The sequence below is a fragment of the Sphingobium sp. B12D2B genome, from assembly GCF_025961775.1.
GTDB lineage: Bacteria > Pseudomonadota > Alphaproteobacteria > Sphingomonadales > Sphingomonadaceae > Sphingobium.
Genome location: NZ_JAOQOH010000001.1, coordinates 2088706 through 2111763, shown reverse-complemented (window position 1 = coordinate 2111763; position 23058 = coordinate 2088706). Strand labels below are relative to the sequence as shown.

Annotated in this window: 20 protein-coding genes; 13 read left to right on the top strand and 7 right to left on the bottom strand. The window is 64.3% G+C overall.

Annotated elements, in window-relative coordinates:
* Nucleotides 1-14: 14 nt before the first annotated feature.
* The gene (gene trxA / locus M2335_RS10030; protein ID WP_181559514.1) at nt 15-335 is read left to right on the top strand and encodes a thioredoxin; all 321 of its coding nucleotides are present in this window, start codon (nt 15-17) and stop codon (nt 333-335) included.
* 103 nt (nt 336-438) lie between these two features.
* Here trxA and M2335_RS10025 read toward each other — a convergent pair whose 3' ends face one another.
* Together M2335_RS10025 and argJ are read right to left on the bottom strand one after the other, a co-directional pair.
* The gene (locus M2335_RS10025; RefSeq protein WP_264594590.1) at nt 439-1236 is read right to left on the bottom strand and encodes an inositol monophosphatase family protein; all 798 of its coding nucleotides are present in this window, start codon (nt 1234-1236) and stop codon (nt 439-441) included.
* A 5-nt stretch (nt 1237-1241) separates the two neighbouring features.
* Complete coding sequence (gene argJ / locus M2335_RS10020) at nt 1242-2465, bottom strand: bifunctional glutamate N-acetyltransferase/amino-acid acetyltransferase ArgJ (protein WP_264594589.1); 1224 nt, start codon at nt 2463-2465, stop codon at nt 1242-1244.
* A 232-nt stretch (nt 2466-2697) separates the two neighbouring features.
* Between argJ and M2335_RS10015 the strand changes: the two genes are divergently transcribed.
* Entirely contained in the window at nt 2698-2931 is a 234-nt protein-coding gene (locus M2335_RS10015) for an energy transducer TonB (protein ID WP_264595396.1), read from the top strand.
* An 84-nt stretch (nt 2932-3015) separates the two neighbouring features.
* Here the strand turns inward: M2335_RS10015 and M2335_RS10010 are convergent, their stop codons facing one another.
* A complete protein-coding gene (locus tag M2335_RS10010; protein WP_181559518.1) occupies nt 3016-3483 on the bottom strand; it encodes an Hsp20 family protein in 468 nt (155 codons plus the stop codon).
* A 589-nt stretch (nt 3484-4072) separates the two neighbouring features.
* On the opposite strand from M2335_RS10010, the gene M2335_RS10005 reads away from it, so the two are divergent.
* From M2335_RS10005 to M2335_RS09995, 3 genes are read left to right on the top strand one after another with little or no spacing between them, the layout of a single operon-like run.
* The gene (locus M2335_RS10005; protein ID WP_264594588.1) at nt 4073-5323 is read left to right on the top strand and encodes a lipoprotein-releasing ABC transporter permease subunit; all 1251 of its coding nucleotides are present in this window, start codon (nt 4073-4075) and stop codon (nt 5321-5323) included.
* Complete coding sequence (locus tag M2335_RS10000) at nt 5316-5987, top strand: ABC transporter ATP-binding protein (RefSeq protein ID WP_264572695.1); 672 nt, start codon at nt 5316-5318, stop codon at nt 5985-5987. Before M2335_RS10005 ends, M2335_RS10000 begins: the two co-directional genes overlap by 8 nt.
* A 53-nt stretch (nt 5988-6040) precedes the next feature.
* A complete protein-coding gene (locus M2335_RS09995; protein WP_264594587.1) occupies nt 6041-6706 on the top strand; it encodes an SDR family oxidoreductase in 666 nt (221 codons plus the stop codon).
* Nucleotides 6707-6776: 70 nt separating this feature from the next.
* Here M2335_RS09995 and M2335_RS09990 read toward each other — a convergent pair whose 3' ends face one another.
* Nucleotides 6777-7940, bottom strand: a complete 1164-nt coding sequence (locus M2335_RS09990) for a Yip1 family protein (protein WP_264594586.1) — start codon at nt 7938-7940, stop codon at nt 6777-6779.
* A 186-nt stretch (nt 7941-8126) separates the two neighbouring features.
* On the opposite strand from M2335_RS09990, the gene dnaE reads away from it, so the two are divergent.
* Both dnaE and M2335_RS09980 read left to right on the top strand, forming a co-directional pair.
* The gene (gene dnaE, locus M2335_RS09985) at nt 8127-11663 is read left to right on the top strand and encodes a DNA polymerase III subunit alpha (protein WP_264594585.1); all 3537 of its coding nucleotides are present in this window, start codon (nt 8127-8129) and stop codon (nt 11661-11663) included.
* 194 nt (nt 11664-11857) lie between these two features.
* Nucleotides 11858-12460, top strand: coding sequence for a PEPxxWA-CTERM sorting domain-containing protein (locus tag M2335_RS09980; protein ID WP_181559524.1), 603 nt, complete (start codon nt 11858-11860; stop codon nt 12458-12460).
* A 26-nt stretch (nt 12461-12486) separates the two neighbouring features.
* On the opposite strand, the gene M2335_RS09975 is transcribed toward M2335_RS09980, so the two are convergent.
* On the bottom strand, nt 12487-13566 hold the full coding sequence (locus M2335_RS09975) for a PA0069 family radical SAM protein (protein WP_264594584.1): 1080 nt from the start codon (nt 13564-13566) through the stop codon (nt 12487-12489).
* 106 nt (nt 13567-13672) lie between these two features.
* Between M2335_RS09975 and M2335_RS09970 the strand changes: the two genes are divergently transcribed.
* Both M2335_RS09970 and rmuC read left to right on the top strand, forming a co-directional pair.
* Entirely contained in the window at nt 13673-14185 is a 513-nt protein-coding gene (locus M2335_RS09970) for a YbjN domain-containing protein (RefSeq protein ID WP_264594583.1), read from the top strand.
* A 611-nt stretch (nt 14186-14796) separates the two neighbouring features.
* On the top strand, nt 14797-16173 hold the full coding sequence (gene rmuC, locus M2335_RS09965; protein ID WP_413716116.1) for a DNA recombination protein RmuC: 1377 nt from the start codon (nt 14797-14799) through the stop codon (nt 16171-16173).
* Here the strand turns inward: rmuC and M2335_RS09960 are convergent.
* On the bottom strand, nt 16170-16862 hold the full coding sequence (locus M2335_RS09960) for an HAD family hydrolase (protein WP_264594582.1): 693 nt from the start codon (nt 16860-16862) through the stop codon (nt 16170-16172). The genes rmuC and M2335_RS09960 overlap by 4 nt on opposite strands.
* Before the next feature lie 112 nt (nt 16863-16974).
* On the opposite strand from M2335_RS09960, the gene M2335_RS09955 reads away from it, so the two are divergent.
* A complete protein-coding gene (locus M2335_RS09955; RefSeq protein WP_264594581.1) occupies nt 16975-18267 on the top strand; it encodes an amidohydrolase in 1293 nt (430 codons plus the stop codon).
* 93 nt (nt 18268-18360) lie between these two features.
* On the top strand, nt 18361-18894 hold the full coding sequence (locus M2335_RS09950; RefSeq protein WP_264594580.1) for a TPM domain-containing protein: 534 nt from the start codon (nt 18361-18363) through the stop codon (nt 18892-18894).
* 41 nt (nt 18895-18935) lie between these two features.
* On the opposite strand, the gene M2335_RS09945 is transcribed toward M2335_RS09950, so the two are convergent.
* A complete protein-coding gene (locus tag M2335_RS09945) occupies nt 18936-19316 on the bottom strand; it encodes a hypothetical protein (protein WP_264594579.1) in 381 nt (126 codons plus the stop codon).
* A gap of 246 nt (nt 19317-19562) precedes the next feature.
* Here M2335_RS09945 and prsK point away from each other — a divergent pair, with 246 nt between their 5' ends.
* Nucleotides 19563-21650, top strand: coding sequence for an XrtA/PEP-CTERM system histidine kinase PrsK (gene prsK / locus M2335_RS09940; protein ID WP_264594578.1), 2088 nt, complete (start codon nt 19563-19565; stop codon nt 21648-21650).
* Entirely contained in the window at nt 21650-23014 is a 1365-nt protein-coding gene (prsR, locus tag M2335_RS09935) for a PEP-CTERM-box response regulator transcription factor (RefSeq protein ID WP_264594577.1), read from the top strand. Before prsK ends, prsR begins: the two co-directional genes overlap by 1 nt.
* Nucleotides 23015-23058 lie beyond the last annotated feature (44 nt).

The window sequence follows — 23058 nt, the reverse complement described above, 5'->3', positions numbered from 1 at the left end:
AAGGAGTTTCGACGATGGCTACCAAGGCAATTTCCGACGCCAGCTTCCATGAGGACGTGATTGCGTCCGACAAGCCCGTTCTGGTCGATTTCTGGGCGGAATGGTGCGGCCCGTGCAAGATGATCGGACCCGCTCTGGAGGAAATCAGCGAGGAACTGGGCGAGAAGGTGACCATCGCCAAGCTCAATATCGATGACCATCCCGATGCGCCGACTCGCTATGGTGTGCGCGGCATCCCCACGATGATCCTGTTCAAGAATGGCGCGCCGGCTGCCACCAAGGTTGGTGCCGCCCCCAAGAGCGCGCTCAAGGGCTGGATCGAAGGCGAACTGTAAGGCAACCGACCACCATTGGCGGTGAACCGAAGAAAGGGCGCCAAACGGCGCCCTTTTTGTTTTCAGTTATCGTTAAAAAACAGCATTTTGTGCTGGGTATTGATTAACCGTACAGAACCGCCGCTGCGCGATCCCACAGAGCCGGAGACGCCGCCGCAAGCAGGCCGCGCCCCGGATCGGCCGCCAGCCGATAGGGTGAGCTATCCGGGCGGGCGACACGGCCACCCGCCTCGTTGACGAACAGCGCGCCGGGAGCGTGGTCCCAAGGCAAGGTGCGCTCGAAGGCCGCGAGATCATGCACGCCCAGCACGATGCGGGGATATTGCTCCCCGGCACAGCGCGGAATGTCGGCAATGGCGAACTCGCCTTCGACGCGGTCGATCATCGCCTGCCGGTCGGCGGGGTTCAGGAACAGCACCGACAGTCCGGCGACCGGGATATCCGCACCGCTCTCCCTGGCCGCGACCCGTTCGCCATCGATCCACGCCCCCTGTCCGAGCGAGGCCTCGCACAGGCGCCCGGTCAGCGGATCAAGAATCCAGCCCGCCTGGATCACGCCGGCATCGGCCAGCGCGACCATGATGGCAAAGGGCGGCTTTCCGGAAGCGAAATTCGCTGTCCCATCAATGGGATCGATCACCCAGTTGAGGCCGGTTTCGAGCTTTTCAGTAAGGCCGGGGTCGGTCGCGCAGGCTTCCTCGCCGACAAGGCCCGCCTCGGGCAGGATGCGGCTCAGCCCCTCGTTGAGGCGCAACTCGGCTTCGCGGTCGGCAATGGTCACCAGCTCGCCGACCGTCTTTTCCTCCACCTCATGATTGGCAAGGTTCTGGTAGCGCGGCAGGACAACGTCGCGCGCGACATCACGCAGGAGCGCGCTGACGGCGCTGCTGAGGCTGTTCATGAGGCTTAGCTCCGGTAATCGGCGTTGATCGAGATGTAGCCATGGGTGAGATCGCAGGTCCACACGGTCGCGCGGCCTGTGCCCAGCCCAAGGTCGACACCGATGCGGACATCCTGCCCCTTGAGATGCGCTGCCACCGGGGCCTCGTCATAACTGTCCACGGCAAGCCCCTCCTGCGCCACCCATTTGTCGGCAAAGCGGATGGCCAGCTTGTCGCGATCCGCCGGCTCGCCGGCCTTGCCGACCGCCATGACTACGCGGCCCCAATTGGCGTCTTCTCCGGCGATTGCCGTCTTCACCAGCGGGGAATTGGCGATGGAGAGTCCGATGCGCCGGGCGCTCTCGTCGCTGACGGCACCGGTCACCTCCACCTCGATGAACTTTTGCGCCCCTTCGCCATCACGCACCACCAGCTGCGCGAGCTGCGTGCAGATGTCATTGAGCGCCGCCTGAAACGCGTCGGCACCGGCATCGTCCGTGCTCGTAAGGGGGACGTTGCCGGCCTTGCCGGTCGCGAAGAGCAGCACGGTGTCGCTGGTGGAGGTGTCGCCATCCACGGTGATGCACGAGAAGCTGCGCCGGTTGGCGGCGCTCAGCATCTGCTGGAGCAAATCGGGGGCGATGGCGGCATCGGTGAAGATATAGCCCAGCATCGTCGCCATATCAGGTGCGATCATGCCCGAGCCCTTGATGATGCCGGAGAGGCGGACGGTCTTGTCGCCGATCACCGCGCTTGTCGTCGCACCTTTGGCAAAAGTGTCGGTGGTGCCGATGGTCTCGGCCGCCTGCTCCCAGGTGCAGGGCGTAGCGGCCAGTGCCGCCTCGACGCCAGCGCGGGCCTTGTCGCGGGGCAGGGGCACGCCGATCACCCCGGTCGAGCTCACAAACACGTCGCTGGCGGCGCAACCCAGGTGCCCGGCGACCTGATCGCGAATCTGGTCCACGGCTTCGCGCCCCCGAAAACCGGTGAAGGCGTTGCTGTTTCCGGCATTGACGATCAATGCGCGCGCCTTGCCCTGCGCGGCGCTTTCGCGGCCAAGCTCGACCTCGGTCGAGCAGCAGACGTTCCGGGTGAAGACGCCGGCCACAGCGGTGCCTTCCGCCAGTTCCACATAAGTGAGGTCGCAGCGATCCCATTGCTTGTATCGGGCGCGGGCGACGCGCGGCGTCACGCCGGCAATATCCGGGAGGGCGGGGAAGGGGCGAGCGAGAGGCGATCGATCAGTCATGCCGCGCGATTAGCGCAAGATGGGGCAGGGGCCAATGCTTCTGGTGCGGCTATCGATATGGTCAGGGTGAGCGGTTGCGCCTTGGCGGAAGCGGTGGTCCTCGGCGCGCCCGAAGCGATCGAGGACGACTATGCGCATGTCGAGGTTCCGCCGCCTTATGATCCGGCAAAAGATGCCCTGAAAGCGCCAGCAACGCGGGCCAGGCTGCAGGGAGCCGTGCCAGCCGTCGACTATCCTCGCCCGGCGTAACGGCTGGGAAGACGCGACCGTCATCCATTTCACCGTCGGTGAGACCGGCCAGCCTTCCGATCGCAGGCTGGTGGAAAGCAGCGGTCGTGATGTGCTGGACAAGGCCTCATGCGAGATGATCACGACGCGTGCGCGGTACACGCCGGCGCGCGATGCGCTGGGCCAGCCCGTGATGAGCGGCTTTAACCAGCGTATTCACTGGCGGCTGGAGGAGTGATGCGCGCCGAGTTTGCGCCATAAAAAGCGCCCGGGTCTCCCCGGGCGCTCATCTCTCCGACTGGTGAGAGAGGGTTGAAACGGATCAGGCGGCGTTCTTGTCGCTTGAGAGGTCAATAACCTCGCCCTTGCCGTTAATGGCGATCTTGCGCGGCTTCATCGCATCCGGCACCTCACGGACCAGCTCTACGATGAGCAGGCCGTCGGCGAGGTCGGCGCGCTCGACGCGCACGAAGTCGGCCAGCTCGAACCGGCGCTCGAAGCTGCGGTTCGCGATGCCGAGGTGAAGATAATTGGCGCGCTCGCTCTCCGCGACCTCGGCTTTGCGACCAGTGATCTGGAGCAGGTTCTGCTGCGCCGTGATGTCGATTTCTTCCGCCTTGAAACCGGCGACGGCGACCGTCACGCGATAGCGATCCTCATCAAGGCGCTCGATGTTATAGGGCGGATAATTGTCCGTCTGCTGCAGGCGCGCGCTGTTCTCGATAAGGTCGAACAGGCGATCGAAGCCGACAGTGGAGCGGCGATAGGGAGTCAAATCAAAGCCACGCATAATCAAATCCTCCATTGGAGCGTGTTTGAACTGCGATGCCAGGCCCGAAGTCGGCGCCCGGTGCATCAGCCGATCCCCATCATGGGCGACCGGACAGGGCAGAGATATGCGCGCGCCATGCCCTTTCAAGAGGGGCAGGTGAGGCGACTGATCATGATTTTTGCACAGCCAAGCGGTGCCGCTCGCGCTGACATCATCCGGCAACAATCGGGTGCTAGGCGTGCGGGGAAGATCGCCACAAAGACTAAGCGCCCAGATCGTTGCCGATCCGGGCGCCCGTGGACGATTAATCGTCTCCCCCTTTGGCGTCGCTTCCGCTCACCTGTCCGGCCCCCTCAAGCGAGTCAGGCGGGATGCGACATCCCTGAACCACGGCCTGCTATGATTGCCTGTGTTTCGCCGCTGACGCTAGGATGGCGCACGGCGGCTGTCATCAGGCAAGTTACGACGCTACGAAATTGTTAAGCGCCCTGTGCCATATCCGCAACAGGCGCGCCATGCCCCCGGTCAGGCCGCAGGGCCTTGCCACTCCCTCCCCCGCACCATAGAGGTGCGCAGACTGTCCCCCCGCGAGGCTTCTGCCCCTGCCATGATCCTCAATCGTTACGAACGCATGATCGCCCGGCGCTACCTGCTGCCTGGCAAGGGCGAGGGATTCATCTTCCTCGTCGCCTCCATCAGCCTCGTCGCGGTGATGCTGGGCGTGGGCGCGCTGATCGTCGTGATGAGCGTGATGAATGGCTTTCGGGCCGAGCTGTTCGACAAGATCGTGGGTTTGAATGGCCATGCGGTGGTGCAGGGCTATGGCGGGCGGCTGGACAATTGGGAGGAGATCGCGCGGCAGTCGCGAGCCACGCCTGGTGTGACCAGCGCGACCCCTCTGATCGAGCAGCCGCTGCTGGCGACGTTTAACGGCCGCGTGGAAGCGGCCCTGATTCGCGGCATGACGGAAGCGGATATTCACGACAATGCCTCGCTCTCCGGTAAGGTGCTGGCAGGCTCGCTCAAGGATGTGCGGGCCGGCAGTGGCAAGGTGGCGATCGGCTCCCGCCTGGCCGAGGCGCTGGGCGTGGGCGTTGGCCAGTCGATCAGCGTCATTAATCCGGCCGGGCGCTCGACGCCCTTCGGCACGGTGCCGCGCCAGCTCCCCTATGAGATCGGCGCCATCTTCGAGATCGGCATCTACGATTATGACAAGGCGTTCGTGATCATGCCGATGCAGGATGCGCAGACCCTGCTGCTGATGGGCGACAAGGTCGGTATGGTCGAGCTGCAGACGGAAGATCCGGACCGGGTCGGCGAGATCCTGGCGCCACTGGCCAAGCAGGTAGCGACGCAAGGCCAGGTGATCGACTGGCGGCAGATGAATGCCAGCCTGTTCGAGGCCTTGCAGGTGGACCGTGTGGTCTCCTTCGTCATCCTCTCGCTGATCATTCTCGTCGCGGTGTTCAACATTCTCTCCTCCCTGATCATGCTGGTCCGCGCCAAGACGCGCGACATCGCGATTCTGCGCACGATGGGCGCGACTCGCGCCAGCCTGTTGCGGATTTTCGTGACAGTGGGCGTGACCATCGGCACGCTCGGCACCGGCGCGGGGCTTGTCCTTGGCTCGGTGATCCTGTTCTTCCGTCAGGGCATTGTCGATGGCGTGCAGATGCTCACCGGCCAGCAGCTCTGGGACCCGTCGATCCGCTTCCTGACCTCGCTGCCGTCCAAGCCCGATCCGGTCGAGATCGGCGCGATCTGCATCATGGCGGTGGGCTTCAGCTTCCTCGCCACGCTTTATCCGGCCTTCAAGGCTGCCAATACCGACCCCGTACAGGTGCTGCGCTATGAGTGAGGTGCTCTCCGTTCACAGCCTGTCGCGCAGCTTCACGCAGGGCGGCGCCAAGATCGACGTGCTGCGCGGCGTGGACCTGAACGTTCAGGCCGGCGAGATCGTGGCGCTGCTCGGCCCGTCCGGCTCCGGCAAGTCGACCATGTTGCAGGCGATCGGGCTGCTGGAGGGCGGCTTTGGCGGCTCGATCCGCCTCTGCGGCGTTGAAGTTGCAAGCGAGGGCAATGATGGCCGCACGACGCTGCGGCGGGAGAAGCTCGGCTTCGTCTATCAGTTCCATCATCTGCTGCCGGATTTCAGCGCGGTCGAGAATGTCATCCTCCCGCAGCTGATCCTCGGCAAGAGCAAGGCTGAGGCGCGGGCGCGTGCGGAAAGCCTGCTCACCAGCCTTGGTCTCGGGCATCGGCTCGAGCACAAGCCCAGCCAGCTTTCCGGCGGCGAGCAACAGCGCGTCGCGGTGGCCCGGGCCCTTGCCAATCGACCGGCGCTGGTGCTGGCAGATGAGCCGACCGGCAATCTGGATGAGCGCACGGCCGATGTGGTGCTGGACGAATTCATCCGGCTGGTCCGCGAGCAGGGCTCAGCCGCGCTCATCGCAACGCATAATGAGCGGCTGGCGGCACGGATGGACCGGATCGTTCGGCTGCATGACGGGTTTCTCGATTAGCGATTTGTGCCGGCGCGCCATGGTGGCCGGCGGCACGCGACAGGAGACGACTCATGGCAACCATCGTGATCGCCGGCGCCAATCGGGGCATCGGCCTGGAACTGGCGCGGCAATATGCGCAGGACGGGCATGATGTGATCCGCGCCATGCGCGGCGAAGACCGGGCCGACCCCATCTTCGGCACCACCATGGCGCTGGATGTGGCGGATGCGCAATCGGTCAGCAAGTTCGCTGCGGCGCTCGATGGCAGGCCGGTCGACCTGCTGCTTGCCAATGCCGGAGTGATCGGCCCCGAGCGTCAGAGCAGCACGGACATGGACTTCGATGGCTTCCTGCGCACGCTCGATGTGAACGTGCTCGGCCCGCTGCGGGTGATCCAGGCACTGCTGCCCAATTTGCGCAGGGCGGCTCATCCCCGCGTGGCGGTGACCTCCAGCCGCATGGGGTCGATGGCCGCGCCGCAGTCGGGCCATCTCGCCTATCGTGCCTCCAAGGCGGCGGTCAACAAGATCGTCCAGTGCCTCGCCGCCGATCTGGCAGGCGAGGGGATTGCGGTGGCCTCCCTCCACCCCGGCTGGGTGCGCACCGATATGGGTGGCCCCGGCGCGGACATCGACGTCGAGACCAGCGCGGCGGGGCTGCGGCAGGTGCTCGATGGCCTGAGCATGGCGAACACGGGCCGCTTCTGGGCCTATGATGGCGAAGTGCTGGACTGGTAATCGCCGACGCTTTCAGCCTCGCGCCTGAACCGCTCAGGCGCAGCCTATTTTTGAACGGATCGGCGCCTGATTAGCGCCCCAGGCCTTTCAGCTTGGCCATGTCGATGGCAGCGACGGCGGCCTTCAATTCGTCGATGCTGCCCGCGTCGCCCTCTGCCTCGACCATGAAGCGCTTGTCGACCGTGGTTGCGAACGATCCGTTGCCGGCGCCGCGGTCCCACCGCTCGATGACCATATTGTCGTCCACCGTCGTGGTGCGCTCGTAGCTGTCGCCATCCTCACGGTTGGATTCAACGCCCATGGCGCTCGCCATGCCGGCAATCGCGCCCATCGCCGCCATATCGGAGACCTTGAGGGTGAAGCGCTTGCCACCTGCCTCATAGCTTGCCTCGGCCTGGCTGGTGGGGCCGGCCTTGACGCTGCTGATCGCCGTGCGCTGATAGACACCGATGCTGGCAGGCAGGAGCGCCTGCAATTGCGCCGGCGCGACGGCTTCACGGGTCTGCGCGGCTTCCATGTCGCGCGCTGCCTGCTCGATCTTGCCGGTATCGATGTTGCCGACGCCGGGCAGGGTAATCGTATCGCCATCTTCGGTCGTCACCGTGCCGCCGCCCAGGCTTCCCGAGGGCGAGAAGCCGAAGGTGCGGCCCACCGTGGCGGTGATCGCGCCGATGACGATATAGATCACCAGCACGCACAGCACCGTCACGATCGTGTAGGTCAGCGCCTTCTCGGGCAGCACTTTCATCAGCGGGGCCGCGCCGACATAGAAGAGATAGAAAGAATAGAGGCCGAGAATTCCAAGGAAGCTGAGCGACGGCATGATACTGAAGATGCCGGCTAGCCAACTGGCCGTCATCGAATAGGCGACGAGCTTGAAGGCGTTGCGAGAACTGCCGACGCCGCCGAATTTGGGCGCGAGCTTGTTGGCGATGAAGCTGATGAGGAACAGGCTGACCAGCGCCAGAATGAAGCTCGTCACCGCCATGGAGAGGCCGCCCATCAGCGACGGGCGATAGCTGAAGCCGAACGCGCCGAAGCCGAAGAGCTGGCCGCCGACGAAGGCCGCGATCGGGCTGATCCCCGCCAGTGGCAGGGCGTAGTTGGTGAAGATGTCACCGCTCGGCGTCGTCTCCGCCGCAATCACCGGCCATTCCGCCTTGGGCTTGAGAATGATCGCCTTCGCGCGTTCCATGAGCGATGGCGCCCTGCCACCCGTCGGTTCGATGTCCATAATCCCGTCCCCTGTTTCTGCGACTCATTGAACCATCTTGGGTCCGGGGCGCAAGTCCTTGCAAGATCGGGCGTTCAGGGGGATTGCGGGAATGACCCAGTGCCGGCGGTCTCAGTGGTGCAAAGCCTGTGGGTAACTTGCGCGCGGCCCTTTCCAGATGGGCGCCAAGGCCCCATAACAGCGGTCATGCCGCACCAGCCCTATGTTCCGCTCCGTAACCTGTCGGCCTACACCCTGCTGGAAGGCGCGATTGCGCCCAAGCAGCTTGCCGCGCGGGCCAAGGAGCTGGGCTTTCCTGCCGCCGCGCTAACCGATCGGAACGGCCTCTATGCGGCCATGGCCTTCTCGGATGCGGCGGCGAAGGCCGGCGTGCAGCCGATCATCGGCACGACGCTTGCGGTGGCGCGCCCCGGCCGGCCGGACAATGCGCCGGTGCAGATCGACTGGCTGGTCCTGCTGGCGCAGGATGATGTCGGCTATGGCAATCTTTGCGCGCTGGCGAGCCGCGCCCATGTCGAGCGGCCGGAAATGGAGGAGGCGCATGTCTCCTTCGAGGCGCTGGAGCGCCATGCCGACGGTCTTATCTGCCTGACGGCCAGCGGCGAAGGTGCACTCGCCCGGTTGCTGGCGGAGGGCCTGCCGGAGGAAGCCGGTCGCTATCTGGGCCGTCTCTCCGCGCTGTTCGGCGATCGCCTCTATATCGAGCTGTCCCGCACGGACGATGCGATCATGGCGGCGGCGGAAGACGCGCTGATCGACCTCGCTTATGCGCGCAACCTGCCGCTCGTGGCTACCAATCCCGCCTGTTATGCCGATGCCGGCTTCCATCCGGCCCATGACGTGCTGCTCTGCATCGCCAACAGCAGCTATGTGGAGAGCGAGGACCGCCCGAAAAGTTCGCCGCAAAGCTGGATGAAGCCGGCCGATGCGATGCAGCAATTGTTCGCCGATCTGCCGGAGGCCATCGCCAACACCCTTGTCGTTGCGCAGCGCTGCGCGGTGATGGCGCCCAAGCGCAAGCCGATCCTGCCCAGCCTCGCCGGCGACCGCGACGGTGAGGAGGCGCAGTTGCGCGTCGATGCGACGGCGGGTCTGGTCGGGCGCCTGCGCAAGATCCACCAGCAGACGCATGGCGAGGCCGCGGCCGAGCTTGACGAAGCTGCGCTGCGGGCGCGCTATCCGGATTATTTCACCCGGCTCGATTTCGAGCTGGATATCATCATCCAGATGGGCTTCCCCGGCTACTTCCTGATCGTGGCCGACTTTATCAAATGGGCCAAGGCGCAAGATATTCCGGTGGGGCCGGGGCGTGGTTCGGGCGCTGGCTCGGTCGTCGCCTGGGCGCTGACGATCACCGATCTTGATCCGCTGGCGCTGGGCTTGCTGTTCGAGCGCTTCCTCAATCCCGAGCGCGTCTCGATGCCGGACTTCGACATCGACTTCTGCGAAACTCGGCGTGGTGAAGTCATTCGCTATGTGCAGGGCAAATATGGCCATGATCAGGTCGCGCAGATCATCACCTTCGGTACGTTGAAGGCGCGCGCGGCACTCAAGGATACCGGCCGCGTGCTGCAGATGGGCTATAATCAGGTCGATCGGCTGGCCAAGCTGGTTCCCAATCACCCCACCGACCCATGGACGCTGGAGCGAACGATGAACGGCTCCGCCGAGTTCGTGGCCGAATATAAGGCGGACGGGCAGATTAAGCGGCTGGTCGATCAGGCGATGATGCTGGAAGGCCTGCCGCGCAACAGCTCCACCCACGCCGCCGGCGTGGTGATCGGCGACCGTCCGTTGTCGGAGCTGATCCCGCTCTACCGTGATCCCAAGTCCGACATGCCGGTGACCCAGTTCGACATGAAATATGTCGAGAGCGCCGGGCTGGTGAAGTTCGACTTTCTGGGCCTCAAGACCCTCTCGGTGCTCCAGCGCGCGGTCAAGCTGCTCGCCAAGCGCGGTGTTAGCGTCGATCTGGAAGGGCTGAGCTGGGACGACGCGAAAGTCTACGATCTGCTCAAGCGCGGCGACACGGTCGGCGTGTTCCAGCTGGAATCCGAGGGCATGCGCAAGACGCTCGCCGCCGTGAAGCCGACCAATTTCGGCGACATCATCGCGCTCGTCTCGCTCTACCGGCCCGGCCCGATGGACAATATCCCGCTGTTCGGACGCCGTAAGAATGGCGAGGAGGCGATTGAATATCCGCATGATCTTCTCGAGCCGATCCTGAACGAGACCTACGGCATCTTCGTCTATCAGGAACAGGTGATGCAGGCCGCGCAGATACTTGCCGGCTACTCGCTCGGCGGCGCCGATCTGCTGCGCCGCGCCATGGGCAAGAAGGTGAAGGCGGAGATGGACGCCCAGCGCGCGACCTTCGTCGAAGGCTGCAAGGCGCACAACCAGATCGACAAGAAGAAGGCCAATGAGCTGTTCGACTTGATCGACAAGTTCGCCGGATATGGCTTCAACAAGAGCCACGCGGCCGCCTACGCGTTGCTCGCCTATCAGACCGCGTGGCTCAAGGCGCATTATCCGGCCGAATTCTACGCCGCCTCCATGGCCTTCGATATCCACCAGACGGACAAGCTGACCGTGTTCGTGGATGATATGCGCCGCATGGGGCTGACCTGCCTGCCGCCCGACATCAACGTGAGCGAAGCCGATTTCTCGGTGGAGCCGGACCCGGAGGACGCCAGCCGCCATGCCGTCCGTTATGCGCTTGGTGGCCTCAAGGGCGTGGGCGAGAAGGCGATGGAGACGCTGGTTGAGGAGCGGGTCCGGGGCGGCGCGTTTCGCGATCTCGATGATCTGGCCGGGCGGATCGAGCCGCGCCTGCTCAATCGCCGGCAGCTTGAGAGTCTCGCGGCGGCCGGCGCCTTCGACAGCCTGGGGCTGGACCGCGCGGTGGTCCATGCCGCGGCCGAGGCGCTGCTGGCGGTTGCCGCCAAAGCCGCCGAGCAGCGCGAGAGCGGGCAGGGCGGTTTGTTCGGCGGGGAGGATGTTTCCCATGCGGATGTGCCGCTGCCGGATGTGAAATGGGCCGCCGTCGAGCGCATGGCGCAGGAGAAGGAGGCGTTCGGCTTCTATTTCTCGGCGCACCCCGTGGACCGCTACCGCATCCTCGCGCGCGGCAAAGGCGTGCGCAGCTATGCGGAACTGTGCGGCCAGTCGGATGGCATTGGCGGGGGCGACCGCACGGGCGCGATGATGGCCGGGCTGATCGAGGATATACGCTGGCGCGAGACCAAGCGCGGCGCCCGCTATGCTTCGGCGACCTTCTCGGATTCGAGCGGGCAGTTCCAGGCCAGTTGCTTCGATGAGGAAAGCTGCAAGCTGCTCGCAACCCTGCACGAGAGCAACGAGTGCGCCCTGCTGACCGTGGAGCTGGATCGCCAGCCCGGTGAGGAGACCCCGCGCGTCACCGTGCGCAACGTCCAGTCCTTTGCGCGCCTCGCGGGCACGGCGCGAATGCGGATGGTCATTTCCGTGGAGGAGCCGAGCGCTATTCCTTCGCTCCGGCAGATGCTGGGCGAACGGCGCGGCACGCGCTCGACGGTGGAGCTGGACGCGGCGCTGCCCGATGGCGGGCGGGCGCGGGTCATCCTCGGCGAGGATTTTCAGCTCGATGCAGAGCTTGGCGAGCGCGTGGAAACGGTGCGCGGTGTGACCAAGGTGGTGCTCGCTCAGCACGGCCCACAGCTGGCGTTGGTCGCCTCCCGCTAAACCGTGCCTGACGCGCGATGTGTTGCACTGCACAGCGCGGGAGCGCGAACCAACGCGGCTTTCCTCGCCTCGTGAGCACAATTGAACGCAGCGCTATTGTGCGTTTGCGAAATGTTAACCATCGCAACGGCGGGGGTGCCATCCCGTTCCATCGGGTGGCGCCGGGGGTGACTCTTAGGATTTGGGAGTTACCGATGAAAACTATGTACAAACTGCCGCTTGTCACAGCGGCGCTCATGGCCGGAGCCGCCTTGGCGGCACCATCACAGGCCGCAATCATCAGCTTCGATGGTCTCTCCGGATCGGGTGATCCGTTCACCAGCTACACGCAGGATGGGTTTACCTTCGCCAATGTGCTGGGGTCTTCCGTGGTCGATACCGGCTCGGGCAATAGCGCGCCCAGCGTCGGCTTTGGCGGCGGGACGGCGCTCAGCCTGTTCGATCTGACGGCGGGCGGCGCGAGCTTCACGCTGGACAGCTTCGATCTGGCGACCGTGGACAGCAACCTGCTCTACAGCGTGACCGGCTTTGCGGGTCAGGTGCCGGTGTTCAGCCTGCTCTCGACCTTCTCCGGGGATTTCTCCACCATCGCCGGCGCCAGTAATTTGGTTGACCGGGTCGTCTTCGGCTTCGTCGTCGGTGGCGCTTCGGCGAACATCGACAATATTGCCGTAAACGGAACCAACGCTCCGCCGGTGCCCGAGCCGGCTGTCTGGGCCATGCTGGTCATCGGCTTCGGCGCGGTTGGCTACACGTTGAGGGGGCGCAAGGCGACGATGCGCGTGTCCTTCAACTGATCTGACATAGCCGAAGGGCGGTCTGTTCATCGCAGCATGCTGAACAGATCGCCCTGATCGGATGGCGGCACGAACAGGTCATGCCGCAGCGCAAGGCGGCCCTTGCCAAGGCCATGGCGTGCCTGAGCGACGCGGAAGCGGGTGCCGATCAGCTCCGCATAAGCCCCGGACCCGCGCATGCGCGTGCCGAAATTGGGATCATTGTCGCGCCCGCCCCGCATCGACTGAATGAGGCTCATCACCTTGGCGGCCCGGTCTGGATAATGTGCCTCGAGCCAGTCCCGGAATAACGGCGCGACCTCGAAGGGCAGCCGCACCGGAATGAACGAGACCGATTGCGCGCCCGCCTCTGCGGCCGCCGCGACAAGCGCCTCGATCTCATGATCGTTGATCGCCGGGATCATCGGTGACAGGCTGGCATGGGCCGGCACCCCCGCCTGTGAGAGCCCGCGGATCGCCGCGAGCCGACTGGCAGGCGAGGGCGCGCGCGGCTCCAGCTTGCGGTGCAGCCCGGCATCCAGCGTGGTCAGCGAAATCGCCACCGCGACCAGCCCCTGCGCCGCCATCGGCGCCAGCAGATCGAGATCCCGCAACACCCGGTTGGATTTGGTGGTGATCATCAGCGGATGGCGGCAGTCCGCCAGCACCTCGATGCACGCCCGCGTGATGCGATACCGCGCTTCGATGGGCTGATAGGGGTCGGTGTTCGTCCCCATCGCGATGGTCTTCACCAGATAAGCACGCTTGGCGAGTTCCTGCCGCAGCAGCCTGGCCGCGTCCGGCTTGGCGAACAACCGGCTCTCGAAGTCCAGCCCCGGCGAGAGATCGAACCGGGCATGGCTCGGCCGCGCAAAGCAATAAATGCACCCATGTTCGCAGCCCCGATAGGCATTCACCGATTGCTCAAACCCAATGTCGGGGGAATTGTTCCGGGTGATGATCGTGCGCGCCTGCTCCAGCGTCACGGTGGTGCGCAGGGGGGGCGGCTGATCCTCCTCGTCCGCCAGTCGCGCATCCAGCCAGTCGCCATCCACCTCGCGCGCGGGCAGGTGGAAACGGCTCGATACCTCGTTGGCCGGGGCGCCGCGCCCCTTGATCGCACTCATGCGTCAATAGAACATATGAAGAACATATCTGCAATAGGCTTTGCGGTGTGGCGATGTCCGCTTCATCGCGATAAGGCCGTGGCGGTAACGAGCAATGGGGACGACGATGAAGACGACCGCTTGGATTTCCGCTGCGGCATGTGCGTTTGTGATGATGACGGCGCCCGCTCATGCGGCCGATGAGGAACCGTGCGGCAAGGGGCTCGTCTGCGCCAATGCGCCCGAGACGGTGGTGAAGGCGATCCAGGACGCCGGCTACAAGGCCAGCCTGAGCAAGAGTGAGTCGAGCGGCAACCCGATGATCACCAGCGCGGCGAGCGGCTACAACTTCAACATCTATTTCTACGAATGCGAGGACGGCAAGAACTGCGCCTCGCTGCACTTCTCGACCAGCTTCGTGGATGACGGCAAGAACACGCCAGAGCTCGCCAATTTGTGGAACCGCAAGAACCGGTTCAGCCAGATGGCGGTGGACGAGGATGGCTCGCTCGACCTGACTTATGACGTGACGACCTATGGGGGCCTGACCCAGCGCAATTTCGCCGATGTCGTCGATTGGTGGCAGACGATGCTCGGCGCTCTCAACAGCTTCTTCCGCGAGCAGGGCCATATCGACTGACGGGCTTGCGCGATAAGGACAATTTCTGTGGGTAAGAGGTTTTAATCTCTTTTCATCCGTCCAGATGGGCGTAACCTCATGATGTTCTCCGTGAACCGAGAACCGTATCGAGGAGGCGCCCATGACCTAGCGATATTCACCTAAAGCATGTCATTCGGTCGATATGAAGACACGAAACGACGAGGATCTTTGGAGCGAAGCGCAAACGGTAAATCCATGCGCGCCTAGCCCTCGTACAGGTTGTTTCTCAAGATCCGATATCGCCCGATCGGTCCCACCTTTTTTAGGAGGTCGCCATGGCGTGTCTCAATCCTCTCACGAAAATGGGCTCAGATGGCCGTTGGCGTTGGTATTTTTCCGACGCTTTCGGAAACGCTATCTTCGAGTCCACTGGCATCTTCGCTTCGCGATCCGATGCCTTGAGGGATTTTGAAGCTATGTTGCCGATCATTCGGCAGCAGTTGATCTAATCTAACTTTGTTCACGGGGAACGCGGGCGGCCTCAGGCTGCCCGCAACACCGGGAGAAAAATTGTGGAAGTGGGAAGTATTCTGGTTGGGTTAGTTGCCTTGCTTATTGGGCTTGCTATCGGCTGGCTGATGCGCGCCCGCATGGCTGCCCCGGTAGAGGCCGAGCGCAAGGCTCTTGCCGACCGACTCGCCACCATTGAGGACATGCGCAACGCCGCGCTGCGCGACCTCGCGGTGGCGGCGAGCCGGGCGGAAGAAACGGACCTGTTGCGCGCGAAATTGGAGGACACCGATCGCGCGCGGGACGAGGCCGAACGGATGCTCGCGGCTGTGCAGGCCGATCAGAAGGCGCGGATGGAGGGCTTCGAGGCCCAAATTCGCGCGCTGGGTGAGGCGCGCGAGCAATTGTCTGCGCAGTTCAGCGAGACCGCCGGCAAGTTGCTGAACGAGGCGCAGCGCATGCTCATCGAGCGCGCCGATCAGCGCTTCCATCAGGCCCATGAGAAAAGCGAGGCCAGTCTCAAGGCGCTGTTGCAACCGGTCGAGACGACGCTGAAGCGCTATGAGGAAGGCCTCGGTAAGGTCGAGAAAGAGCGGGTGGACAGCTACGCCGCGCTGCGCGAGGCCGTCGAGCAGGTGCGGTTGGGCAGTGCCGAGGCGCGGGTGGAGACGGCGCGACTGGTGAATGCGCTGCGCTCCAGCCCCAAGGCGCGCGGGCGCTGGGGCGAGCAGCAATTGCGTAACGTGCTGGAAATGGCGGGGCTGAGCCAGTTCGCCGATTTCCGCTCGGAAGTTTCGGTGGATACTGCTGACGGGCGCTTGCGCCCGGACGTGATCGTGCGTCTGCCCGGGGGGCGGCAATTGGTAATCGACGCGAAGTGCTCACTCAATGCTTATCTGGAAGCGGCAGACGCTGTGGATGAGGTGGTGCGCACGGGGCATCTTAAGGCTCATGCCAGCGCAATCCGCAACCATGCGCAGCAGCTCGGTGCCAAGGACTACTGGACGCATTTTGGTCAAGCTGCCGATTATGTGGTCATGTTCATTCCTGGCGAGCATTTCCTCACTGCAGCGCTCGAACAAGACGATGGTTTGTGGGAATGGGCCTTCGAGAAGCGCGTCTTGCTGGCAACCCCGACCAATCTGGTTGCCATTGCGCGCACCGTGGCGAGCGTCTGGCGTCAGGAAAAAATGGAGGAAGAAGCGCAACAGGTCGCGGCTTTGGGTAAAGAGATGTATGAACGGCTCGCGGTGGCAGCCGGGCATCTCTCATCGCTCGGACGTAGTTTAAACGGATCAGTCGCGAGTTATAATAAGTTCGTCGCCAGCTTTGAGAATCGCGTGCTAGTGACTGGCCGGCGTTTTAAGGAGTTTAGCGTGGAAACTGGGTCGAGGGACATTGATGTCATAGAGCCGGTCGAGGCGCTTGGGCGCTTGCCAGCGCCATCACCCGTCGAAGGCGCCCCTCAAGAGGCCGATGCCATGGCCGGCGAGCGAGTGACAGGGCGCGCGGACTAGCGTCGTTCGACCAGGTGGCCTTCCGAAAGCGACGTCAGCACGATGTCGCGCACGGCATGCAGATCCTCGACGATGTGGGCGCACAGGTCCTGCATTTCTGATGTGGGCGCCATCAGATCCGGCACCATCACCGTCATCATGCCTGCCGCGGCTGCAGAGCGCACGCCATTGTGCGAATCCTCGAGGGCTAGGCAATCGGCGGGCGCGATGCCCAATCGCTCCGCGGCGAGGAGATAGGGATCGGGCGCCGGTTTTCCCGCCTGATAATCGCCGAACGCGACGACATGCATGAACCGATCCGCCAAACCATGATGCGCCAGATGATGCCGGACCTGCTCATGGCCTGAGGATGTGGCGATCGCGCGGGGCAACCCCGCTGCATCGAGCACATCGAGCAAGGCCACGACGCCGGGCTTGAGCGGCAAGTCCTGCGCCACGAACTGGTCGAAATAGGCCCGCACGCGATGCCGAAAATCATCGGCCGGAAAATCGCTGCCGAAATGGTCGAGCAAGTGCTGGCGCGCCGTCGGCCATGGGCACCCCAATGTGGCATTGAACAGCGCCTCGGTGATCGTATGACCGCCCTCATCGCCGGCGGAAAACATCGCCGCGCGATAGAGCATCTCGGTGTCGAACAGCACGCCGTCCATATCGAACACCACGGCTTTTGGGGGGCGGTCCAGCTTCATGCCTGCCTCATAGGCAGAGAGCAGGCGGGTTGGAAGCGCTGCGGTCTCACCGCCCTTCCAAGGCGCGCAAAAGCGCCTATGATCGTGACCATCAAGGGCAAAAGGAACGTCCATGTCTTTCAACGAAGCGTCCAACGAAGCCATTGCGGCCTCCCAGATAGACGCGACCATCGATGCGGCGCTGCCCGAACTGCTGGAGATCTACCGCGACCTGCACGCCAACCCGGAACTGAGCTTTCAGGAAGTACGCACCGCGGCGACGCTGGCGGCGCGGATGCGGGCGCTTGGCTTTGCCGTTACCGAGCAGGTCGGGCAGACGGGCGTCGTGGCTGTGCTGGAGAACGGCCCCGGCGCGGTGGTGATGATCCGGGCCGACATGGATGCGCTTCCGCTCGAGGAAAAGACCGGTCTGCCCTACGCCTCAAGGGTCCGGGCGACGACGCGCGACGGCATCGAGAGCCCGGTGATGCACGCCTGCGGCCACGATACTCACATGACGGCCTGGACCGGCGCGGCGCAGGCGCTGATTGGGCTGCGGGCGCGATGGTCGGGGACGCTGGTGATGATCCTGCAGCCGGCCGAGGAGATCGGTCTGGGCGCCAAGGCCATGCTGGACGATGGGTTGTTCACGCGCTTCCCCAAGCCGAGCCATGTCCTTGCCTTCCATGACAGCGCCGAGCTTGCATCCGGCACCATCGGCTACACGCCGGGCTGGATATTGGCGAATGTGGACAGCGTCGACCTCACCGTGCGCGGCCAGGGCGGCCATGGCGCCTATCCGCACAAGACCATCGACCCGATCGTGATCGCCGCGCGCATCGTCACCAGCCTGCAGACGCTGGTCAGCCGCGAGTGCGATCCGCAGGAGGCGGCCGTGGTCACGGTCGGCAGCTTCGTCGCCGGCGCCAAACACAATGTCATTCCGGACGAGGCAAAGCTGCTGATCACCGTGCGCAGCTATTCCGATGAGACGCGCGGGCGCCTGCTGGGCGGCATCGAACGGATCGCGCGGGGCGAGGCGATGGCGGCCGGCGTGCCGGAGGACCGGATGCCGATCATGGCGGTGGAGCAGGATTATACGCCCGCCACCTACAACACGCCGCAGTTCAGCGATCATGTCGCGGGCGTGCTGCGCGCCCATTTCGGCGCCGATCGGGTCCGCCAGGTGCCCTCGGTAATGGGCGGGGAAGATTTCGGCCAATATCACCGCGCCGATAGCAGCATCGAGAGCATGATCTTCTGGGTCGGAGGGGTGGACCCTGACAAGGTGGCCGCTGCGCAGCGCGGCGAGATCAGCCTGCCGTCGCTCCACAGCCCGCTCTGGACGCCCGATCCCCATGCGGTGATCGGCACGGCCGCAAAGGCGCTGACGGTGGCGGCGCTGGATATTTTTGGGAAATCGTAGGCTGACTTTGCCGGGGGGCATAGCTTATGTTTTTCGGTTCGAAATACGTTGGTCCGAAACAGCAAAATGCGGACCTTTAGGTCAGATTTCGAAATGCTGGCCAGGAAGCTCATCCTCCCCCTGCTGATCATGTTCACCGCGGCTTGCTCTAACGCGCTGCCAGATGACCAGTCCACGACTGATGCGCCGTCTCACGCCCCTCAAACGCAGGCGGAAGTCGCACCCATTGGCCGCGTCAACGACTTCGCCAACATCATTCCGGACAAGCAAGAAGCGGCACTTTCCAAGCGTCTGGCGCGGTTCGAGAAGACCACCCGTCATCAAATGGTTGTGGTGACCGTCAAATCTCTGGGCGGGCGGGATGTTTCAGAGTTCACCCGTGACCTTGCCAATGCATGGGGGATCGGCCGCAAGGATTATAATGACGGCGTGGTTCTGCTTGTCGCGCCTCACGAGCGGCACGTGCGGATCGAGGTTGGCTATGGGTTGGAACAAGCGTTGCCCAACTCACTTTGCAGAAAGATCATCGCCGAACGGATATTGCCGCGCTTCCGAGCGGGGCAGATGAGCATCGGGATTGACGCCAGTGTGAGCGCCCTGATTGACATTTTGACAACGCCGCGCTGAGCGGCCGGCCTCCCGCTTCGTCCGTCAAGATCACGCGCGCCTCAATAATGCGGTTTGCCGTCGTCGCCGCCAAAACCGGACTGCGGCGAGAAGTTTTCCGCGTGGGCAGGGGGCGGCGGTGCGGGAACATCCTCGGCGACCGGCTCGGGAAGCGAGACGCGAGCGGACTCCACGTCCAGCGTCGGGTTGGCATCGAAGAGGGGATCGGTCGATCCGGGCGCCTGTTCCACCATCGGCGGGGGCGGTGCCTCCGGGTCCGGCTCGGACTGCGCCTGTTCCACCGACGGTTCTGGGGCCTGCCCGCCGTTTGCCGCCACCTCTACCGCCGGGTCCGAAGGGAGGACATTGCTGATGCCCATCACAAGCATCGGGCCACCGATGATGAAGGCGAGGGCGATCAGCAGATAGATGCGGTTGGGCATGAATGGCTCCGGCTCGTCCGGTCTTCGCGGACGTGGGCATGATAAGCAAACAGGCTTAGCATCCGGTAAAAATCGGCATCGCGCACGGGCAGTCTGCGACGTTCAGCATATTTTTGCTATTTGACCATAAGTCGGACGGGTGTCGGATCATCTTACACTGACCTGTAAAGCGGGATGGCGGAGCTGCGGCGTGGGCGGCGTGATCTTCACGGCCGCGCAGTCGCTTAGCCCGGGGGGGGGATGCACATGGCTGTCTGGCTGATTGCCGGCCATCTGGGTCACGCGCTCGCGGCGATCCTGTTCGCCACGCTCGCGATCCTGATTTCGCGGCAGCCCCACCGGATTGCCGCGCCGCAGTTCGTCATCGTCGCGCTGGCGCTGACGGCGCTATGGTCGCTGCGGCACGCCTTTGTCGGCTTCAGCCCGCTCGGCCAATTGAGCGATGGAGTCACCGAGACCATGCGCAACGCGGCCTGGCTGGCGGCACTGGCCAGCCTTTCGCGGGTCTGGCGACCGGGCGGGCGGGCCGGCCCCAAGGTCGTGGTGCTGGCTCTGGCGCTTGTGCTCGCTGTTCAGCTGATTTTCGATCTGCAGATGGGCGAAGGCATTCGGTTTGATCGCCGCATTCTCGTTTATTTCGAAATGACCTGGATGTTGCGCGCTGCCTTCGCTCTGGGCGCGCTGCTCCTCCTGTTTCGCTGGAATACCGGGCGCGGTGACCCGGAATCGGCCCGCCGCGAGGGCTGGCTGGCCGCCGCGCTGGCCTGCATGTGGGCCTATGATTTCAACCATTATCTGCTGGTCTGGTTCGCCGAAGGGAGCATGACCCCGCTCGCGCCGATGCGCGGGTTCGTGATGGCGGTGCTGGCGATCATGCTCGCATTGGGCCTGCGCAGCGACGGCACGCGCGCCTTCGCGCTCTCGCGCACACTGAAGACCCGGCTCGTCTCTGCAGGCCTCGCGCTGTTCTATATCTGCGTCATCCTGCTGCTGGTCGGCTTGCTGAGCGGCATGAGCGCTCCCATGGCGCGCATCGTCCAGTTCGCGCTCCTGTTCACCCTTGCCGTCGCGGTCCTGGCCTTTCTGCCGTCGGCATCCATGCGCTCCTGGCTGCGGGGCGAAATCTCCAAGCATGTGTTCGCGCATCGATATGACTATCGCAGCCTCTGGCTCCGCTTCTCCGCCACGATGGATGGCGGAGACACGGATGACACCAGCCTCGATTGCCGGATCGCGCGGGCGATTACCCAGGCGGTCGATGCGCCTGCCGGTGCGCTGTATCTGAGGCAGGATGAGCATCTGGTCCGCGTCTGCGCCTATGCGTGGCCAGAGGCTAGCGCCCCGCCGCTGACCCTGCCACTCGCCGTCACCGACCGGATGGTTCCGGCCGGAAAGATCCTCGACATCGCACGCGAGGGACATGATCTGGGCGACCTTCTCCCGGCCTCGATGCTGGAGAGCCGTGTCGCTTGGGCACTTGCGCCGCTCATCTGCCGCGATGAGATCATCGGCGTGATGCTGCTCGCGGCACCGCCACGCTCTCGCGCGCTCGACTGGGAGGATTTTGACGTTCTGCGCGTCGTGTGCGGCGAAGCTGCCGCACGCGTCGCGGAGGAGCGCCATCGCGAGGCTTTGGCTGAAGCGCAGCGGTTCGAAGAGTTCAACCGTCGCTTCGCCTTCATCCTGCACGATCTCAAGAATCTCGTGAGCCAGATGACGCTGTTGGCCGGCAACGCCCGCCGCCACGCAGACAATCCGGCGTTCCGGGAAGATATGATCCTGACGCTGGAAGAAACTTCATCGCGGATGAACGACCTCATCCAGCGCCTTGGGCGTGGCGGGCAGGCACGCCCCTCCGAGCGCGAGGAACTGCTGCTGGGGCCATGGCTCGGCGATCTCGCCCGCGCCTGGGCCGGCGGCACGCGCAATGTCGTCGTGGAGGGCGCGCTCGACCAGCAGGTGATCGTCGACGCCGATAATCTGCAGCGCGCGCTCACCCATCTGGTGCGCAATGCCATCGAGGCCAGCCCGGATGAGGCCTTGGTGCGGATCGTCGTGGAGCAAGGCGATGCCGGGCTGGATCTTCACGTGATCGATCGGGGCAAGGGGATGAGCGCCGCCTTCATGCGCGACCGTCTGTTCCGCCCGTTCAGCTCGACCAAAGCCAATGGATTTGGCCTTGGCGCGCATGAGACGCGCGCGCTGGTCGAGGCGATGGGCGGCCGGCTTCTCGTCCAGAGTGTCGAAGGAGAAGGCAGCCAGTTCACGATCCGGCTGCCAGTCACCAGCCCAAGTGAGAACGCAACAGACATGCCGATGCGGAGTGCGATGTGATGGGGGATAGCCGCCCGAAATTGCTGATCGTCGAAGATGATCCAGGTCTGCAGCGCCAGTTGCGCTGGTCCTATGACGGTTATCACATCCTCATCGCCGGAGACCGGGAGGAGGCGATGGACATCCTGCGCGCAGAAGCGCCGCCGGTGGTCACGCTCGACCTGGGGTTGCCGCCGGACCCGGATGGAATCACCGAAGGCATGGCCGCGCTGGCGCAGATCCTGGCCGAAGCCCCGGCGACCAAGGTGATCGTAGCGTCCGGTCAGGGCGACCGCGCCAGTGCCCGGCGTGCGATCGGGCAGGGGGCGTGGGACTTCTACCAGAAGCCGCTCGACATCGACTCGCTGGGGCACATCGTCGCCCGCGCCTTCCACGTCCACACGCTGGAGCAGGAGAACCGGCGGCTTGCCGAGGCGGTCCCCGCCGATGCGCGGGTGCTCGGGCATATGATCACGGCATCGCCGGAAATGCTCAAGGTCGCGCGCATGATTGAGCGCGTGGCGAGCGCCAGCGTGTCCGTGATGCTGCTTGGCGCCAGCGGCACTGGCAAGGAGTTGCTCGCGCGCGGCCTGCACCAAAAGAGCGACCGCGCCGCCGGGCCGTTCGTCGCGATCAACTGCGCGGCGATCCCTGAGACGCTGCTGGAAAGCGAACTGTTCGGGCACGAGAAGGGTGCATTCACCGGTGCAGTCAAAACCACGCCCGGCAAGATCGAGCAGGCGCAGGGCGGCACGCTGTTCCTCGATGAAGTGGGCGACATTCCGCTGGCCCTGCAGGTGAAGCTGCTGCGCTTCTTGCAGGAGCGGACCATCGAGCGGATCGGCGGACGCCAGCAGATCGCGGTCGATTGCCGGATCGTTTGCGCGACCCACCAGAATCTGGAGGAGATGATCGCGCAGAGCCGCTTCCGCGAGGACCTCTATTACCGCTTGGCAGAGATCATCGTGCGCATCCCGGCTCTGGCGGAGCGAACCGGCGACGCCGTGCTGCTCGCACGCCATTTCGTCGCCCGCTTCGCTCCGGAACTGAATGCACAGGTGCGCGGCCTGGCCAGCGATGCCATTGCCGCCATCGATGCCTGGCACTGGCCGGGTAATGTGCGAGAGCTGGAAAACCGCGTCAAACGTGCGGTCATCCTGGCCGAGGGCAAGATGGTCACCGCAGGCGATCTTGATCTGGATGGAGCAGCTGGCGAGGATGGGCCGGTGGTCAATCTGCGCGCGGTCCGCGAGGCGGCCGATCAGGCGGCGATCCGGCGGGCCATTGCCCGGTCCGAGGGCAATATCTCAGGCGCGGCGCGGATGCTGGGGGTGAGCCGGCCGACGCTCTACGACCTCATGAAAAGCTATAATCTTCAGGGTTGAGCGGCTCGTGCCGGAGCGACCTCATGGCCACTCTGGCACGTCCA

Bases quoted from the DNA above. Each gene is read 5' to 3' on its own strand.
- trxA (WP_181559514.1), top strand. From the start codon at position 15: ATGGCTACCAAGGCAATTTCCGACGCCAGCTTCCATGAGGACGTGATT.
- M2335_RS10025 (WP_264594590.1), bottom strand. From the start codon at position 1,236: ATGAACAGCCTCAGCAGCGCCGTCAGCGCGCTCCTGCGTGATGTCGCG.
- argJ (WP_264594589.1), bottom strand. From the start codon at position 2,465: ATGACTGATCGATCGCCTCTCGCTCGCCCCTTCCCCGCCCTCCCGGAT.
- M2335_RS10010 (WP_181559518.1), bottom strand. From the start codon at position 3,483: ATGCGTGGCTTTGATTTGACTCCCTATCGCCGCTCCACTGTCGGCTTC.
- M2335_RS10005 (WP_264594588.1), top strand. From the start codon at position 4,073: ATGATCCTCAATCGTTACGAACGCATGATCGCCCGGCGCTACCTGCTG.
- M2335_RS10000 (WP_264572695.1), top strand. From the start codon at position 5,316: ATGAGTGAGGTGCTCTCCGTTCACAGCCTGTCGCGCAGCTTCACGCAG.
- M2335_RS09995 (WP_264594587.1), top strand. From the start codon at position 6,041: ATGGCAACCATCGTGATCGCCGGCGCCAATCGGGGCATCGGCCTGGAA.
- M2335_RS09990 (WP_264594586.1), bottom strand. From the start codon at position 7,940: ATGGACATCGAACCGACGGGTGGCAGGGCGCCATCGCTCATGGAACGC.
- dnaE (WP_264594585.1), top strand. From the start codon at position 8,127: ATGCCGCACCAGCCCTATGTTCCGCTCCGTAACCTGTCGGCCTACACC.
- M2335_RS09980 (WP_181559524.1), top strand. From the start codon at position 11,858: ATGAAAACTATGTACAAACTGCCGCTTGTCACAGCGGCGCTCATGGCC.
- M2335_RS09975 (WP_264594584.1), bottom strand. From the start codon at position 13,566: ATGAGTGCGATCAAGGGGCGCGGCGCCCCGGCCAACGAGGTATCGAGC.
- M2335_RS09970 (WP_264594583.1), top strand. From the start codon at position 13,673: ATGAAGACGACCGCTTGGATTTCCGCTGCGGCATGTGCGTTTGTGATG.
- rmuC (WP_413716116.1), top strand. From the start codon at position 14,797: ATGGCTGCCCCGGTAGAGGCCGAGCGCAAGGCTCTTGCCGACCGACTC.
- M2335_RS09960 (WP_264594582.1), bottom strand. From the start codon at position 16,862: ATGAAGCTGGACCGCCCCCCAAAAGCCGTGGTGTTCGATATGGACGGC.
- M2335_RS09955 (WP_264594581.1), top strand. From the start codon at position 16,975: ATGTCTTTCAACGAAGCGTCCAACGAAGCCATTGCGGCCTCCCAGATA.
- M2335_RS09950 (WP_264594580.1), top strand. From the start codon at position 18,361: ATGCTGGCCAGGAAGCTCATCCTCCCCCTGCTGATCATGTTCACCGCG.
- M2335_RS09945 (WP_264594579.1), bottom strand. From the start codon at position 19,316: ATGCCCAACCGCATCTATCTGCTGATCGCCCTCGCCTTCATCATCGGT.
- prsK (WP_264594578.1), top strand. From the start codon at position 19,563: ATGGCTGTCTGGCTGATTGCCGGCCATCTGGGTCACGCGCTCGCGGCG.
- prsR (WP_264594577.1), top strand. From the start codon at position 21,650: ATGGGGGATAGCCGCCCGAAATTGCTGATCGTCGAAGATGATCCAGGT.